This is a genomic window from Hylemonella sp. P2_B10 (genome assembly GCF_056404875.1).
Genome location: NZ_JBFUDE010000001.1, coordinates 592,931 through 606,962 on the forward strand (window position 1 = coordinate 592,931; position 14,032 = coordinate 606,962).

The following is a 14,032-nucleotide window of genomic DNA, read 5'->3' on the forward strand; positions in this document are numbered from 1 at the left end:
CTCCAAGTTGCTTAAACATCGTCTGCCCCCAGTCGCAGTTGCTCGGCGCCGCGGCGCACCCATCCCTTGCCAAACTCTGGCCAGCCCTTGCAGCCGGTCCAGAAGATGAAGCGCTCGGCAAGGAAGCGCATCACCAGGTCATGCGGCTGCATGGCCGCAATGGCCTCGCGGGTGTGCGGGCCCACAATGCCGTCGTCCGCCACGCCCACGGCGCGCTGCAGGGCACGCGTGGCGGTGGCGATGCCGCTGTTCACGGCAAAGTCCAGCATCTGGCTGGCGATGGCAAAGGGCATGGCGTCCAGGCCGGCGCGGGCCCAGAAGTCGCGGTGGTACAGCTCCACGGCACGCTCGCGCGTCAGCGTCTTGATGTCCAGCAGCGGGTAGCTGCGCTTGCTGATGCCCCATTGCGTCTCGCCGCCAGGGTCGGCCGGGTTGTTCACGTAACCGCCCTCGTGCCCCAGCACGCGGCCGATGGCCTTGTCAAATGCAGATCCAAATTGGCTCATGGTTTTTTCCTCCGGCGGAGCACTTCCCTGAACGAGCGCACTCCGCCAAAGCGCACGCGGTTGTAGATCTCCCAGGTCGGCCAGCCAATGCCGGCCACCACGGCCAGCACCTCGCCGCCGTACCAAAAACACACGAACAGCACCGCCCCCTCCAGCAGGCTCTCCAGGTTGTCCAGCAGGCAGCGGCCGATGCGGGCCAGGTGGTGTGCGACTGGGGGCATGGCTCACCTGCCCCGCTTGCCTGACGCTTCCAGCTTCTCACTCAGGGCCTTCACGTTGCCCTTGATCTCGATCAGCGACTCCTTGATTTCGCTGAACCTGTCGCGCACCTGGCCGTCCTGGTTCAGGTCACGACTCTCTTGCACCTTGCGCTGCTCTTCCAGCACCGTCACCCGCTTGTCCAACTGGTTCCAAGCCACCATCACGCCCACCAGAAAGCCCAGCATCGAGAGGATGTGCCCCAGGTCAATGGTCTTGTTGAAGTGCACGCCGCGCCTGCTTCCGATGTGGTTGCGTCGCTCTGGCCCGCCCCATTCGCTATCCCTGGACATTCACGCCTCCACCAACGTTGTGCTAGCGCCAGGCCGGCGCTGCGCAGCGCGCACCACATCGGTGGGCACGGCCTTTGGGCCTAGGTCCAGGCCGGAGCGACGCCGGCCGGAAATCACCAGCTCAGCGCATTCCCAATCGTGGTTGGCGCCTATGTCCAAGCGGCCGAGTTGCGCCTGCACGGCTTCCAGCTTGCTGTAGTCGCCCACACCCATCTCGCTGCAGTAAAACTCCAGCTCGGCGTCGCTGAGGGGCGTGCCCAGCGGCGTCCAGTAGAAGGGGCCGTCCTGCAGCACGTTGCTCAGCGGAATCATGCGCACTTTGGGCACCACGGACTCGATCAGCCACACCCGGCCGCCCATCACATAGGCGATGCCCACATGGCTGTATTCGCTCTGCGTGGCACAGCGCACGATCTGGATCTGCAGGTCGTACAAGTCGCGCAGCGTGTAGTGGCTGAAGGCCAGCAGGTCGCCGGACTGGATCAGGGGGCGGGCTTGGTCGTAGTTCACCAGGTGATCTCCTGTATGGCCTCGGCCGTGGTGGCGGCCGCCAGCGTTACTTTCAGGGCTTGGGCGTGGGCAAAGTTGGCATTGCCCTGGGCAAACATGGCGGCATAGAAGGCCTTCCACGTCGCCAGGTCGGCAATCACCACCACGGTGTTGTCCATGGCTTTCCAGCCGCCTGGCCAGCCTGGCGGCAGCGCACCGTTCAGCGCCACATAGCCGTTGGTACCGTCGATGTCCGAGCGGCTGAGCTGGTCGCAGGCGATCTGCTTGCCACCGTAGGGAAAGCTGGTGAAGTTGGCCGCAAGCCGCGCCGCGTTGATCTCCGCGTTCTTCGCCGCCTTCAGGGTGTCCAAATCCGGCGCAGGCGGCTCGGCCGTCAGGCCCAGGCTGTCCAACGTGTCGCCCAGAGCGGTGATGGTCACCAGCTCACCCTCGGCCGTGTAACCCGTGGTGCCGCGGTGGTCCGCCACCAGGCTCCAGGCGCCATCGGCAAACACGGCGGCCTGGTGCTCGCCGGCGGCCGGCGGCACGTCGAAGGTGGCCAGGCGCGGCAGCAGGTATTGCGGCTGGCCCTCCTCGCCATAGGCCGGGTTGGCGTGCGCCTGGCGGGTGTCGAGCAGCTCGCCCGTGTCGGCGTCAAAGGTGTAGATGTTCATTGCGCGCCTCAATACTTCACGATGGGCATGCGCGCCCGGTTGATGGGTCGGGTCTCGTTGCCACCGGTGCTGCCAGTGTTGGGCGTGGTGCCGTCGCTAAGGTTGCCTGCACCGCCATTCACGCCGCCAAGGCCGCTGACGGCGCCGGTGTGGGTGTGGGCCTTAAACGCATCCGCCTGCAGAGTGCCCGTGTGGTCGCCGGCGGCCATGGTGGCGCCTGTGGTGGTGTCTGCCGTGCGGCTGGCGCGGTCGGGGTCGCGGCTGCTGCCGTGGGCCCAGTTGCGTTCGAACAGGCCTCGATCGTCTGGCAGGTTGAAGTGCAGCGCGTCGGCCGCGCCGTACTTGGTGCCATAAAAGGCAAACAGCGCCGCGAAGGTGCCCACTCGCAGCAGGCTTGAGCCGTCGCGCTCCAGCCAGCCGGCGGGCGGCGTCTCGCCGTCATGCATGGCGTGAAAGCCCACGTAGATGCCGGTGTTCTCGGCCGGGTCGGCAGGGCGCGCAAAGCTGTTCGGGAACATGCTCAGTAGGCCCCGCCAAAGGCCAGCACTTCCAGCGCCGTGGTGCTGGCGGTGGTGGCCACCGTGGTGCTGGCATACAGGCTCCAGCCGGCCGGCAGCACCAGGTCGGTGTAGCTCTTGCTGGCCACAAAGGCCGGCGCCGTGGTGCTTGGCACCTGGGCCGCCACTGCGATCTCGTCATACAGATACGCGGTGGTGCCGTTGTAGATCCAGATCTGCACCAGCTGCGCGGCCGTGGTGGCGCCAATGGCCGAGCTGCAGGCCTGCACCTTGATCTTGTCAATGCGCTGGCCATCGGCAGCTGCAGCCACCAACGCCAGGATGTTGGCACCCGCCAGGCCGGCCGTGGCCGTGGGCGCACGCGTGGTGCAGGCCGCGGCCGCCGCCAGCGACAGCGCCGCCACCACCGGGGTCTTGGGGAAAATGGGTAGCGTGTTTGCGGCCATGGTCAGAGAGCTCCAAAGGTTTGCGCACCCGACAGGGTGGCGAAGGCATTGCCGGGGTTAAGGCAGGTCCAGTTGGCGTTGTTGATGCCCGGCTCCTGCAGGGCCACGTTGGCCAGGTTGTTGTTGAGGCTCCACGTGTAGCCCAGGTGGTTCACGCTCTTGCCGGCGGTCAGCGCGTTGGCGCCGTAGTTGGTCCAGCTGCCCACGTTTTGCGAGCTGGCCGCGGCCGTGGTGGCCGAGTTGGCAGCGTCCTGCGCGTAGCCATAGGCGGCCAGGATGGTTGGGATCAGCGCGCGCAGCTGCGTGCAAAACACCACCAGCGCGCGCAGGAAGGTGTCGGCCGCCAGGGCGAACACACTGGGCGCGGTGCCGCGCTGCGGCGCGTCGGGGAGTTGGTCAAGTACTGCCATGGGTGTTCACTCGTTCAGGTAGGGCACGTTTTCAATGTCGATGTTCAGGATGGATTCGGTCGGGTAGTCGATGCCGATCTCCGCCGACGTGGGCCAGCCAAACAGGTAGGTGCAGCGGTAGTCATCCGAGCCGATGAACACCACCAGCTGCGCGCGGTAGCGGCGCAGGATCACCACCACGGCGTCCACCACCGCCTTCTGCACGATCACCTCGAAGCTGCCTGACAGCGAAAACTCGCCCGGCTCCACCGTGTAGCCGCCCCACGGGTCGCGCGTTTTCACGCTCCAGTCGTTCAGGGTGATCCGGGCGCCGTAATGCACCAGGCCCAGCGCCAGCGCGCGGCCCATGCGGAACACGCCCAGCGCGGCCGTCTTGCCGGCGTTGTTTACCGTGACGGTGAGCGCACCGGCGGCCGACAGCGGCAAGTCGTTCAGGAAGAAGTCGGTGGCGGCCACCACCAGGTCCAGGAAGTAGCTGTCCCAGTCGCCCAGCAGCATGGTGAGCGAGGTGTAGATGGTGGTGTCGTAGACCAGGCCGTCCACGTCATCCACGTACTGCACCACGATGCTGGCGGCGTCCACATTGCCCAGGAACAGCGACGGGATGTAGGCGCCAGGCCGCACCGTGAAGTAGAAGCTGTCCGCTTTCGTGGTCTGCGAGCCGGTGCTGTTGTCAAACGCGCGCCAGGGGTTGGTGGCGCCTATCTTCAGCCACTTGTCGGCATTGATGGCCAGGTGCGGGTCATTGCCAGTGTTGCCGTTGATCAGGCTTTCCCAGATCAAGTGCACGCCGGCGCTGGCGTCTTGCACCCGGTTGCCCTGGGCGTAGGTGGTGCCGGCGTTGTAAGCGGCGTGCTCGGTCTCCGCCACATTGGTGGCCGTCAGCACCGCGTCGGTGACGTCCACCGGCACGATCATCTTCAAACCGGGTTGCAAGGTAGGCATCAGGTGGCATCCTCAACTTGCAGGGCCCGGCCCTTGCGCGTCACCCGCACCAGCAGCTGGTGCGTGCCCAGCGTGTTGCGGGCGATGGCGCGGTTCTCGGCCTGGCTGTTGGCAGCAAACCGGTCCAGCGCCCGGTTGAAGTTGCGCATCTCGGCCAGCAGCGCGCCGCTGTGCCCACCGCCCCCGGCGCCGCCCAGGATGCTCCGGGTTTGCGCGGCGTTCCACACCCGTGCCTGGCCGCTGGCAATGATCTCGGGGCCACCGCCCTCGCCCGCCACGTAGAGGCCGCTGGCGCTGGCCGTGCCGCCGGCAAAGCCCGGCAGGCCCAGCTTCTTGGCAAAGGCCAGAGTGCCGCCGTCCAGCTTGCTGTGGTCCACCTTGGCGTAATAGGTGGCCAGGCTGGCCAGGGCGTCGGCATAGCCGGCCAGTTTGGTTTGGTTGATGCCGTCAGGCTGGCTGGGGTCAAACACGGCGCTGTAGATGCCGGCCAGCAGCTGGCGGGCCTGCTCGGGGTCGTTGCCGGCCAGGCGGGTGCGGTCGGCGTCCGTGTAGGTGCTGACGCCGCTCTTGCCGCTCATGGCGGTGGTGAAGGCGTCAAACTGACCGCCCACGCTGGCCTGGGTGGTCACCGCCCGCTCGCCGGCAATGGCGGCCGTCAGCCGGTCGATCGCCGCGCCCACGGAGGTGGTGCCGTCCGCGATGCCCCGCAGCAGGTTGATCTGGTGTTGCGCTGCGTCCAACTGGCTGGCCACGTTGCCTTGCATCCACTTGTAGTACTGCTCTGTGGCCTTCTCGCGCGCCTGGGCCAGCTTCAGCGCTTTTTGCTCGGCGGTCAGGCTGTCGTCTGTCAGCTTGCTCAGCTCGGCCAGCGCGGCGGCGGTGTGGCCGGCGTCGCGCAGGTAGGCCTCGCGGTTGCTGAACAGCTCGGGCTGGCCCTGGCTGACGGTGCTGAGCGCGCCTTGCAGCTTTTGCGCGTCGGGCAGCGGGCCACCAGCCTTGGCAATGGCCAGCGCGGTCTGGATCTGCGCCTGGGCGCTCTGCCGACTGGCCAGCGGACCCAGCTGCACGCCCTTCAGCGTCTCCATGGCCTGGTGCAGGGCTTGCGACAGCGGCTCCAGCGCGCTGACGGCCGCCTGGGCCATCTCGATCTGGTCCTGGTAATACTGCAGGTCCACCTCGCGGGCGTCGGCCAGCTGCTGCTGCTTGGCTGCTATGGCGCGCTGCACGCCGGCAAAGGCGGAGTCCGTCTCGCCCTGCGCGGCGCTGATGGCCATGGCCTGGCTGGTTTGCGCGGCGGTGATGGCAGCGCTGGTGGCATCGCGCGCGGCGCTGGCGGCGTTGCTGTTGGCCTCGGCCAGGTCTTCCAGCGCAAACACCAGGCGAATGGTGCTTTGCACCGCCGGGTCGGTGGTGCTGGCCAGCGCGTCGCGCAGCTGCAGCTGACGGTCGGTGGTGCGGCCCTGCAGCACGTCCAGCTTGTCCTGCCATTCCAGCTGCACCTTCAGCGCATCGGCGGCGTCCTTGGCGGTTTCGGCCTGCGCTTCTTGTGCGGGCACCAGCTGGTTGACGGCGCCCTCTACGCTCAGCAGCGCGGCGTACCACTTGCGGCCAGCCTCGGTGGCCAGGTTCTGCTGGGCCTGAGTCACCAGGCTGGTGTAGGTGTCGCGCGTGACGCCGGCCACATCGGCGGCGGTGAGGTTGGCACCGGCGTCCACCAGCGTCTGGGTGATGCCGGCCACCAGGGCGTCGTGCTTTTCGGCGGCGGTGGCGAAGTCGTTGAAATACCCGTTGGCGCTGGCAGCGAACTGGTCCAGCCCGCCGGCAAAGGCCACCAGACTCTTCGCGTCGTCGTAAGACAGATTTTTCAACGCATCAAACTGCGGCGGCAGCTTGGCCACCGCCGCGTGAAAGTCCGCAATGGCCTGGGCGGCCGCCAGCACGGTGTCAATTTGCGCCTGCGTGGCGGTGGCGGGCGTGATGCTGTCAAACAGCGCCTGCATCTCCTGGGGCACGTCGCTGCCCTTCAGCGCGGCCACCAACGCGCGCGACGCGGCCAGCTTCACCGCGTCGTCACTCAGCGTGGTCTCGGACTGGTAAAAGGCGCTGTCCCCAGCAGACCCGCCCAGGCCGAAATTGGGGTGCTGGCCGTTCTCGCCAGTGTTGCCCGAGTAGCTGAAGTTGGTGGCCACCGCGCCAATGCCCAGCTTGGCCGCCGCGGCCAGGTAGGAGCTTTCCAGTCCGGCCACCACACCTTCGGAATGCTCACTGGGGTGGGCCCAGGTGTCAGCAGCGCTGAAGACGTTGGCATTGAGCTTGTTGCCCAGCGGGTCGAAAGTGGCGTTCGAATCACCCGTGCTACTCGTCGGCGTGCCGCCGCCGCCGGCCATCGCCAGCAGAGCGACCACCGCCGCGGCCACCCAGCCATAGGGGCCCATGGAGGCCAACGTGCCCTCGGTGGCAGCGAGGCCGCCGCCTTCGGCCGCCAGCGCCGCGCCACCCCCGATCTCCGCGCCGGCGGAGGTAAAGCTGGCGATCTCGGTGACGCCGCTGGCCAGTTCTGTGCCGCCCAGTACGCTCCCTGCGGCGGCGCCGCCTTCCCACCCAGCGGCGGCGCCGCTGCCAAACAGGTAGTTTCCCGCAGCACCGTACATGCCGGTGCCGGTGTAAGCGCCATAGCCGGCCTGGCCCAGGCCGAAGGCGCTAGCAAGTCCACTGCCGCCACTTCCCTGACCTGCGACACCATTCAGGAGAGAGGCGCCGAAGTTGGCGATGGGCTGCACGGCCACGCGCAACACCCACTTCAGGGCATCGTGTTGAAGGCGCTCCCAGCCACGGCGCCCGCCGTCCAGGATGGCGTTCGTCAGCCCGTCCCCGATGTTGTCGGCAGTGCGTTGCCAGGCGGCATCGGCCTGCTTGGCGGCCTTCTCAGACGCCTTGGCCCATGCATCAGCAGCTTCAGCTGCAGCACCCTCGTTGTACAAGCCGGCCAGCTCCTTGCGCCGGGCGATCTGCTCGTTGAGGTTCTTAAGCACCTCGGCATAAATGCCGCGCGCCTGCTGGCTAACTTCGGCCTCCACCGCACCATTGGCGGTCATCACCATGCCCTTTTCGATCAGCAGGGTGATGGCGTCTGCCTGGCCTTGCAGCTCGGCCGTCAGGGCGTCCTCGGTCGCCTGCCGGGCCAGCTCCACCTGTTCCTTGGTCTTGCCGATCTCGGCGTTGTGCTGCTTCTGCCGGGCGATCTGGGCGTCCAGGTTCTTGACTACGGCATCACCGGCCTTGCTGAGCGCGTTGAGCTGATCCTCGTAGCCTTTGGTGGCCCGCGTGGCCTCCTCTATGGAAGCCGCGGACTCCGCAGCCGCCAGCAGCAGCAGCTTCCACGGCTCAGGCATCTGCTGAAAGCGTGGGTCGGCCACCATGACGGCCAGCTCGGCCTGTGACTTGGTCAGCAGCTGTGTCTTGGCCTGGGCGTCAGCAGCGTTCCTGCTGAAGTCCTTGAAGTACTGGGCATAGGCCTTGGCCTGATCGTTCTCAAAGGTGGGCTGCTGTGCCTTGGATGGCTTGCCATATACATCCTCGTGGATCTTCTTCAGCGCGCGTGCACGCTGTTCGGCGGTGTCGATCTGGCTTTGATCAGCCGCAGCGATGATCCGCTGGTTCGCCTCATACTCAGTGACTCTCCGCTTTTCCTGGTCGGCCAGTGACTCAGCGGACTCCCTCAGCTTTTTGTTCCACTCAATGGCCTTTTGCGCGTTCTGCTGCGCTTCAGCAAAAGCAGATTTCTCTTTGGCATCGGCCACACCTTTCAGCCGTTCAGCCTGAAGCTGCCCGTAAGAGGCAGTCAGCTCGTCAACGCTCTTCTTCAGCGCGGCGAAGTAAGGGCTGTCCGGGTTGGCTTTGGCCAGCTGATCCTGCGCGGCCACCAGGCGCTGGGCCATCTTGGTCACCGAGTCGTCCAGGGTGTCGCTGGACGTCAGGCGCTTCAGCATGTCCCAGTACTCGCTGAACCACTGCCCGGTGCTGCGCCAGGCGCGGCCCACCAGGGTGATGTGCTCGGCGTTCTTGGTCAGGTGCTCGTTCAGCGCCGCCATCGTGGCCATGATGGCCAGCTCCTTCTCGCCCTCCTTGTCCAGCGTGTTGATGTGGTCCCACTGCGCCGCCGTGAGAAAGTGGTACTGCTTGTTGTGCTCCGTGGCCCAGGCCACCACACCGTCACCCATGCGGGTGAAGTCTTTCACCACCTCGTCGGCTGACTGACTGGTGCGCACCGCAAACTTTGCAGCAGTCCCCGCCACCAGGTCAAACGTGCTGGCGGCAAACCGGCCGCTGTCAGCCAGGCCCTGCATGACGTCTTTGGCCTTGCCAATGCTGCTGTCAGCGCCAGCCGCGATCGCCGTGGCCATGCCGTTGAACTCGCCCTTGGTCAGGCCAGCGTAGTTGCCGGTCAGGGCCACCGTCTTGTTGAAGTGCTCCAGGTCGTGCGACCCGGCCACAGCCGCGACTGCCAGCCCGGTGATGGCGGCCGCCACAAAGACAACTGCGCCGCCGGTTGGGCTCATCACCAGCGAGAGTGCATCAGTCCGCTCTGCCAGCACCGACATGCTGGTGGCCGCCTGATTCCACTGCCCATTGGCCAGCTCGTGCGCCACCACGATCAGCTCGCGCCTGGCGCCGGCGGTGGCAAAGCTCAGGCCATGTTGCGCCTGCTCAGCCTTGCCAACGGCTTCGATGAACGGCGCCGCTTCCTTGGTGACACCCAGCTGCGCGGCGCGGTATTCCAGCAGCTGCTTTGTGTTCAGGCCCTGGGTGGCGGCTTGGTCCTTCAGCTGGGCAATGAACTTGTCAGAGGCGGCATAGCGCAGGTCCTCTGCGCGGGCGGTGGCCTTGGCGGCGGCCTCAGCCTGGTGGTAGGCGTCGATCTGCTGGCCCAGCGACACGGCGCGCAGCCGGTCGGCCTTGGTCAGGCCTTCCTGGGCGGCGGTGTATGCAGCGATCTCACCGCGCGTCTTGCCCAGCACGGCCACCTCGGCCTCCAGGGCCTGCACGTAGGAACTGGTGGACTGGCCGGCCTTGGTGGCGGCCTGGGCCATGGCCTCGCTGTCCTTCACGTAGTCGCTGGCCATCTTGCCAGCGGAGGTGTTGACGGCCTTGGCGGCGGCGTCCACCTGCTTCAGCGCGGTGCCAACGCGCTCGGCTGTGGCCTCGGCCTTGTCGGCCAGGCCCGACATAGCCTGTGCGGCGGGCTCGACATCGGCCGCCACCAGGACTTTCATGTCTTCACCGTTGCCGCTCAATGACATTGCCGTCTTTCAGTCCCTGGTCTGCTCGGCTCTCGCCTTGGTTTCACCGTCCAACACCGCCACCTCGATCACCTGCAGGTCATCCAGCAGGGCCGGCCACTGCCGGCGCGGGATGCCCGCCATGCGCAGGGTGCTCTCCACGGCCGGATAGTTCAGGCCCATGCGCACCACCGCCATGCCGCTGGTCCAGATCCACTGCGTCTGCACCTTCAGGAAGAACAACCAGCTGGGCCAGTTCTCCTCCCACACTTCGCACTCCGGGTCGGCTGGCTTGGCCGGGGTGCTGGGCAGCGCTTTTGCCCGCTCCTTGGCAATCAGCTCGGGCGGCACGCCAAAGGCCTCCATGGCCTCCAGCGCGTGCTCGTCCACCACGGGCGCCTGTGCTGCGGGCTCCTCTTGGCTGGGCTGGTCCAGACCAGCCCAGTGGAGAGCAGCCAGCGCTAGTTTTTTGCGCGTGCGCCGTTCAGCTGCTCCCAGAAGGCGAGCGCAATGGCGCGCGGGCTGGGCTGGATCTGAAGCACGGTCTCCAGCTCGGCCTTGTTGAAGGGCACGTCGTCATTGCTGTCGGCGTCCTTCAGGTCCCACCCGGTGGCCTGCTTGCGCACCAGGTCCTCATCGGACAGGTTGCGCAATGCCGGCACTTCGCTGGTCTTGGGCCGGGCGAACGTGGCCGTGAAAGTGTTGGTGGTGTAGTTGCCGGCTTCATCGGGCACCTTGCAAGTGACCTCAGCTTTGAAAGTGGGCGAGACGCTGCGCTTAAAACTCATGGGGGACTCCTTGTTGTGGTTGGGCTCTGGGGGTTGGCCAGGCGGCGCAGGCGCCGCCGTGCCGCTTACTTGAAGGTCAGCACCAGCTCGTCGTTGCCGGTCACCGGGTTCAGGCTGAAGCTGGTGTTCACCATGGCCACGGTGTTGTCGTCGTTGATGTCGGGCTCGGCGGTGAACTGCACCGCGGGCGCGTCGATCTGCACGATGTTGCCGGCGCCCACGCCGTGGATCAGCTGCATGGCGCCGGTGGTGCCCAGGCGCACGCGCTCGGCAATGTCCAGGCTGGCCACGCTGGGCATCTCGAACGACACGCTGCCGCCAGGGCTGCGGTCTGGGCTGGCGGCGCCGCCGCTTTGCACCAGGTCGCGATACTGCAGCGCGTTGGCCAGGTCGATGGTCAGGTTCTGCATGCCGGGCGCAATGCCGTGCAGCGAGAAGGTGGGCGTGTTGACCTTGCCCACGGTGCGGGGCATTTGCCAGCCGGTGAAGTCTTGCGTGGTGGGGAAGGCAACGTCGGTCACGGCGGAGTACTCGCCAATGGCCTTGAACTTCAGCACCGGGATGGCCTTGCTGCTGAGCTCCAGCGAGAAGCTGAGCTTGCTGTCGATCATCTTGAACAGCAGGCCGTCCAGGTAGCCATACAGGGTGATGTAGGGCTCGCCGCTGCTCACCAGGTTGTAGACCACGCTGGTGCCGGCCGAGATGGTCTCAGCAAAGCCCGAGGCCTTGATCAGCGGCCCAAATTTGGGCGCGGTGCCGGCGGCGCCGGCGCTGGCCATCTCCACCTCAAAGTCCCATTCGCGGTGCACGCCCACGGCCAGCTTGCCAAAGTTGCCCTTGAAGCCGCGGATGTTGTTGCGCTCCACGAATTCGGCGCTCAGCGGCTTGGGCGTGTAGGCGCGCACCAGGATGCTGTTGGCGGCGGCGGTGGGCACCGGGTCGGTGCCGAGCACGGTTTGCACCTTGGCAAGCAGCAGGGTGTTCTTGAGGCTTTTGGTCGGCATGGTGGGCTCCTAGAAGTTGCGATGTGTGGGGGTGGCGTGCGCGGGCGGCGCTTATTCGGGCTCGGGCACCCGGGTGCGCTTGCCGGTGGCGGGATCGAACACGAACGTGCCGTATTGGCCGTGGAACTCGTCACCCGTCCAGGCGTGGTCGCCGGGGGGCACGGGCTCCTTGGCCTGCGCGGCCGGAGCGGCTGCAGGGCTGGGCGCAGGGGCCGGGGCCGGCGCGCCGGTGGTGTCGCTGCCGGTGTCGGCCTGCGTTTGGGTGTCGGTGGTTTTTCCCATGGTGTTTCTCCAGAAAAGGGGTTACTTGAGCGCGACGGCCATCACGAACCAGCCGAATGGCGCCTCCATCTGCTTGCTGCCGCGCCAGGCCTCGGGGTAGATGGCCTTGCCACCCAGATCCAGCTCGCCGGGCTGCAGCTCATCCACCCAGCGCAGCACGTCGTTGACCATGGCCAGCTCGGCGCGCTCGATGTCGGCCGGGGCCCAGCCTTTTTCCTCGGTGAGCTGCACATAGCCCACCACGGTGAAGTCGATCTGCCCGGCCTGGGCCTCGCGGCCGCGTGTGCGGCTGAACATGGCGCCGCCATCGGCCAGCACGCACAGCACGCCGCCCAGCAGCTCCTTGGCAGCGCAATCGTCTGGCGTGCGCAGTGAGCGGCCCACGTAACGGTCCGGCAGCTTGGTGGTCAGGCTGGCCACCATGGTGTCAAACAGCGGGTTCAGGTCCAGCACGTTGCCGGTGGGGTTGGTCATGCCGCCCCCGTGTTGACGCGCGCCAGCGCCGCGGCCACGCGCGGGCCCAGCAGCGGGCGGAACTGCTCGCGCGCCGGCGCCACATAGGGCTGGGCCTTGACGCCAAAGTGGCGGATGTGCCAGGCCAGGCCCTCGTAGCGGTCGCGCAGGGCCAGCATGGCGGCCTGCATGCCCTTGCTGCCCACGCGCGGCTTGCGTTTGGGCTTGGCCCAGCGGTTGGCGGGGCCGACAAAGCCGCTGCGCGGCTGCTTCTCCAGCCAGGCCACGATGCTGGCACTGGCGGGGTCAAAAAAGCGCGGCAGGCCCTTGCCGCCGGCGGGCACGCCCTTTTCCACTGCCTCGGCATAGTCCACGCCCAGGGGGCCGATTTCCCACCAGAAGGGGGATTTCTTGGTGGCCGAGATGGCGTTGGTCAGCAGGCTGCGGAACTTGGCCACGTGCACGCGCATCCACGCGGCGATCTCGTGCGCGAACTGCTCCAGCTCGGCGCCCACCTCGATCTCGGCCGCGGCGGACCAGCCGCGCAGCCTGGCGACGAGCCGGGTGCTGTTGACGCTGGATTGGCTGGCGGCCATATCAGTGGGCCTCCTGGAACTGCTGCAGCAGCGACTGGTGCAGCGCGGTGGGGGTGCTGTTGCGCGGGGCGCTGGTCATGCCGTCGCGCATCTGCACGGGCTTGCTGACGTTGCGGATGGCCAGCTCTTTCATGGCCTCGGCCTGGGCGCGCAGCAGCAGCAGCCCACGGTCGGCCGGCAGCACGGTAGTGCCGTCGCCGGTCTCAGCGGAAATGCTGTGGTTGGCCAGGTAGTAGAACTTGAACACGCTGCCAAACAGCGCGATCTGCGCGCAAGTGGGGGCGGGGTCAAAGTCCAGCCAGAAGCTGCCCTCGTCGCGCTGGGCCTGCACGCGCGGCATGGCACCGGGGTGGCCGTCGTCCCACGGCTTGGGGAGGCTGACGCCGGCGCCCCAGATGTGGCTCTTGAGGCTGAAGAAGCCGTCCACATTGGACAGCGCGTAGCGCGGGCTGCCCGCCACCAGGTCCACCTGGCCCAGGCGGGTCAGCGGGCGCTTCCAGGCCATGTCCGGCAGCGCGAGCTGCAGGAAGCGCTTGAAGTCGCCGTCGTCAGGCGTCTGAAACTTGCTGGCCGTGTCGGTCAGCGAGGTTTTCAGGTCGCTGACCAGGCCGTCAAGTGCCATGGGGTCGGACATGGTGGGCTCGTGCTTTGCGGGTGGGTGGGGTCAGGGCTGGTCGCTGGTGCCGCCGCCGGGCTGGGTGTCGTTGCCGCCCTCGCTGCCGGGTTCGGACTGGGCGCCGCCGGTCTGGCCGGCCGTCAGGGCAGCGTCAGCGCGACGCAGAACCTCGGCCTGCAGCGGGCTGAGCAGCGAGGTGCGGGGCGAGGCGGCTTGCTGTTCCAGTGCCACCATCAGCGTGAGCGTGTCGTCGTTGTAGGTGGCCAGGCCGGCCACCAGGTCCTTGACCGACTTCTTCAGCTCCAGCTTCACCTCGTCGGCCAGCGTTGGGGCCGCTGGCTCCTCCGGCTGCGGCTCTGCCTCATGCGGCACGTCCACGTGGGCGCCCTCACCGGGCAGGATCATCTGGCCGAGAATGTACATGATCTCGGTGCCGGTGTTCTGGATGTACTTCAGCATGGTGGGTCTCCTGTTT

18 protein-coding genes are annotated in these 14,032 nt (G+C 67.0%); all 18 read right to left on the bottom strand.

Features of this window, described 5'->3' with window-relative positions:
* Window positions 1–11: 11 nt before the first annotated feature.
* The 18 genes from AC1DX2_RS02865 to AC1DX2_RS02950 all read right to left on the bottom strand — a co-directional run bounded on the left by AC1DX2_RS02865 (window position 12) and on the right by AC1DX2_RS02950 (window position 14,016).
* On the bottom strand, window positions 12–506 hold the full coding sequence (locus AC1DX2_RS02865; protein WP_477194772.1) for a glycoside hydrolase family 108 protein: 495 nt from the start codon (window positions 504–506) through the stop codon (window positions 12–14).
* Window positions 503–727 (bottom strand): hypothetical protein, encoded by a 225-nt coding sequence (locus AC1DX2_RS02870; protein WP_477194773.1) that lies wholly within the window; start codon window positions 725–727, stop codon window positions 503–505. Before AC1DX2_RS02870 ends, AC1DX2_RS02865 begins: the two co-directional genes overlap by 4 nt.
* A gap of 3 nt (window positions 728–730) precedes the next feature.
* Window positions 731–1,057: a hypothetical protein gene (locus tag AC1DX2_RS02875; RefSeq protein ID WP_477194774.1), complete on the bottom strand. Its 327-nt coding sequence runs from the start codon at window positions 1,055–1,057 to the stop codon at window positions 731–733.
* A complete protein-coding gene (locus AC1DX2_RS02880; RefSeq protein WP_477194775.1) occupies window positions 1,058–1,567 on the bottom strand; it encodes a hypothetical protein in 510 nt (169 codons plus the stop codon).
* Window positions 1,564–2,220: a DUF4376 domain-containing protein gene (locus AC1DX2_RS02885; RefSeq protein WP_477194776.1), complete on the bottom strand. Its 657-nt coding sequence runs from the start codon at window positions 2,218–2,220 to the stop codon at window positions 1,564–1,566. The genes AC1DX2_RS02880 and AC1DX2_RS02885 overlap by 4 nt, the downstream gene beginning before the upstream one ends.
* Window positions 2,221–2,228: 8 nt before the next feature.
* Window positions 2,229–2,738, bottom strand: a complete 510-nt coding sequence (locus AC1DX2_RS02890) for a phage tail protein (protein ID WP_477194777.1) — start codon at window positions 2,736–2,738, stop codon at window positions 2,229–2,231.
* A 2-nt stretch (window positions 2,739–2,740) separates the two neighbouring features.
* The gene (locus tag AC1DX2_RS02895) at window positions 2,741–3,184 is read right to left on the bottom strand and encodes a hypothetical protein (RefSeq protein ID WP_477194778.1); all 444 of its coding nucleotides are present in this window, start codon (window positions 3,182–3,184) and stop codon (window positions 2,741–2,743) included.
* Between the two features lie 2 nt (window positions 3,185–3,186).
* On the bottom strand, window positions 3,187–3,594 hold the full coding sequence (locus AC1DX2_RS02900) for a hypothetical protein (RefSeq protein WP_477194779.1): 408 nt from the start codon (window positions 3,592–3,594) through the stop codon (window positions 3,187–3,189).
* Between the two features lie 6 nt (window positions 3,595–3,600).
* The gene (locus AC1DX2_RS02905; RefSeq protein ID WP_477194780.1) at window positions 3,601–4,539 is read right to left on the bottom strand and encodes a hypothetical protein; all 939 of its coding nucleotides are present in this window, start codon (window positions 4,537–4,539) and stop codon (window positions 3,601–3,603) included.
* Complete coding sequence (locus AC1DX2_RS02910) at window positions 4,539–9,812, bottom strand: phage tail length tape measure family protein (RefSeq protein ID WP_477194781.1); 5,274 nt, start codon at window positions 9,810–9,812, stop codon at window positions 4,539–4,541. The genes AC1DX2_RS02905 and AC1DX2_RS02910 overlap by 1 nt, the downstream gene beginning before the upstream one ends.
* A 36-nt stretch (window positions 9,813–9,848) precedes the next feature.
* Window positions 9,849–10,211 (bottom strand): DUF1799 domain-containing protein, encoded by a 363-nt coding sequence (locus tag AC1DX2_RS02915; protein ID WP_477194782.1) that lies wholly within the window; start codon window positions 10,209–10,211, stop codon window positions 9,849–9,851.
* A gap of 68 nt (window positions 10,212–10,279) precedes the next feature.
* Window positions 10,280–10,606 carry a hypothetical protein gene (locus AC1DX2_RS02920; RefSeq protein ID WP_477194783.1) on the bottom strand — a complete coding sequence of 109 codons (327 nt, stop codon included), beginning with the start codon at window positions 10,604–10,606 and terminating at the stop codon, window positions 10,280–10,282.
* Window positions 10,607–10,671: 65 nt separating this feature from the next.
* Window positions 10,672–11,610, bottom strand: a complete 939-nt coding sequence (locus tag AC1DX2_RS02925; RefSeq protein WP_477194784.1) for a phage tail tube protein — start codon at window positions 11,608–11,610, stop codon at window positions 10,672–10,674.
* Window positions 11,611–11,661: 51 nt separating this feature from the next.
* Window positions 11,662–11,892, bottom strand: a complete 231-nt coding sequence (locus tag AC1DX2_RS02930) for a hypothetical protein (RefSeq protein ID WP_477194785.1) — start codon at window positions 11,890–11,892, stop codon at window positions 11,662–11,664.
* 21 nt (window positions 11,893–11,913) lie between these two features.
* Entirely contained in the window at window positions 11,914–12,366 is a 453-nt protein-coding gene (locus tag AC1DX2_RS02935; protein WP_477194786.1) for a hypothetical protein, read from the bottom strand.
* Window positions 12,363–12,941: a hypothetical protein gene (locus AC1DX2_RS02940; RefSeq protein ID WP_477194787.1), complete on the bottom strand. Its 579-nt coding sequence runs from the start codon at window positions 12,939–12,941 to the stop codon at window positions 12,363–12,365. Before AC1DX2_RS02940 ends, AC1DX2_RS02935 begins: the two co-directional genes overlap by 4 nt.
* 1 nt (window position 12,942) lies before the next feature.
* Entirely contained in the window at window positions 12,943–13,575 is a 633-nt protein-coding gene (locus AC1DX2_RS02945; protein WP_477194788.1) for a hypothetical protein, read from the bottom strand.
* Between the two features lie 30 nt (window positions 13,576–13,605).
* Entirely contained in the window at window positions 13,606–14,016 is a 411-nt protein-coding gene (locus AC1DX2_RS02950; RefSeq protein ID WP_477194789.1) for a hypothetical protein, read from the bottom strand.
* Window positions 14,017–14,032 lie beyond the last annotated feature (16 nt).

Coding starts and splice junctions, on each gene's coding strand:
- AC1DX2_RS02900 (WP_477194779.1), bottom strand. CDS start 3,594: ATGGCAGTACTTGACCAACTCCCCGACGCGCCGCAGCGCGGCACCGCG.
- AC1DX2_RS02865 (WP_477194772.1), bottom strand. CDS start 506: ATGAGCCAATTTGGATCTGCATTTGACAAGGCCATCGGCCGCGTGCTG.
- AC1DX2_RS02890 (WP_477194777.1), bottom strand. CDS start 2,738: ATGTTCCCGAACAGCTTTGCGCGCCCTGCCGACCCGGCCGAGAACACC.
- AC1DX2_RS02875 (WP_477194774.1), bottom strand. CDS start 1,057: ATGTCCAGGGATAGCGAATGGGGCGGGCCAGAGCGACGCAACCACATC.
- AC1DX2_RS02905 (WP_477194780.1), bottom strand. CDS start 4,539: ATGCCTACCTTGCAACCCGGTTTGAAGATGATCGTGCCGGTGGACGTC.
- AC1DX2_RS02920 (WP_477194783.1), bottom strand. CDS start 10,606: ATGAGTTTTAAGCGCAGCGTCTCGCCCACTTTCAAAGCTGAGGTCACT.
- AC1DX2_RS02910 (WP_477194781.1), bottom strand. CDS start 9,812: ATGAAAGTCCTGGTGGCGGCCGATGTCGAGCCCGCCGCACAGGCTATG.
- AC1DX2_RS02940 (WP_477194787.1), bottom strand. CDS start 12,941: ATGGCCGCCAGCCAATCCAGCGTCAACAGCACCCGGCTCGTCGCCAGG.
- AC1DX2_RS02950 (WP_477194789.1), bottom strand. CDS start 14,016: ATGCTGAAGTACATCCAGAACACCGGCACCGAGATCATGTACATTCTC.
- AC1DX2_RS02895 (WP_477194778.1), bottom strand. CDS start 3,184: ATGGCCGCAAACACGCTACCCATTTTCCCCAAGACCCCGGTGGTGGCG.
- AC1DX2_RS02925 (WP_477194784.1), bottom strand. CDS start 11,610: ATGCCGACCAAAAGCCTCAAGAACACCCTGCTGCTTGCCAAGGTGCAA.
- AC1DX2_RS02930 (WP_477194785.1), bottom strand. CDS start 11,892: ATGGGAAAAACCACCGACACCCAAACGCAGGCCGACACCGGCAGCGAC.
- AC1DX2_RS02935 (WP_477194786.1), bottom strand. CDS start 12,366: ATGACCAACCCCACCGGCAACGTGCTGGACCTGAACCCGCTGTTTGAC.
- AC1DX2_RS02945 (WP_477194788.1), bottom strand. CDS start 13,575: ATGTCCGACCCCATGGCACTTGACGGCCTGGTCAGCGACCTGAAAACC.
- AC1DX2_RS02885 (WP_477194776.1), bottom strand. CDS start 2,220: ATGAACATCTACACCTTTGACGCCGACACGGGCGAGCTGCTCGACACC.
- AC1DX2_RS02870 (WP_477194773.1), bottom strand. CDS start 727: ATGCCCCCAGTCGCACACCACCTGGCCCGCATCGGCCGCTGCCTGCTG.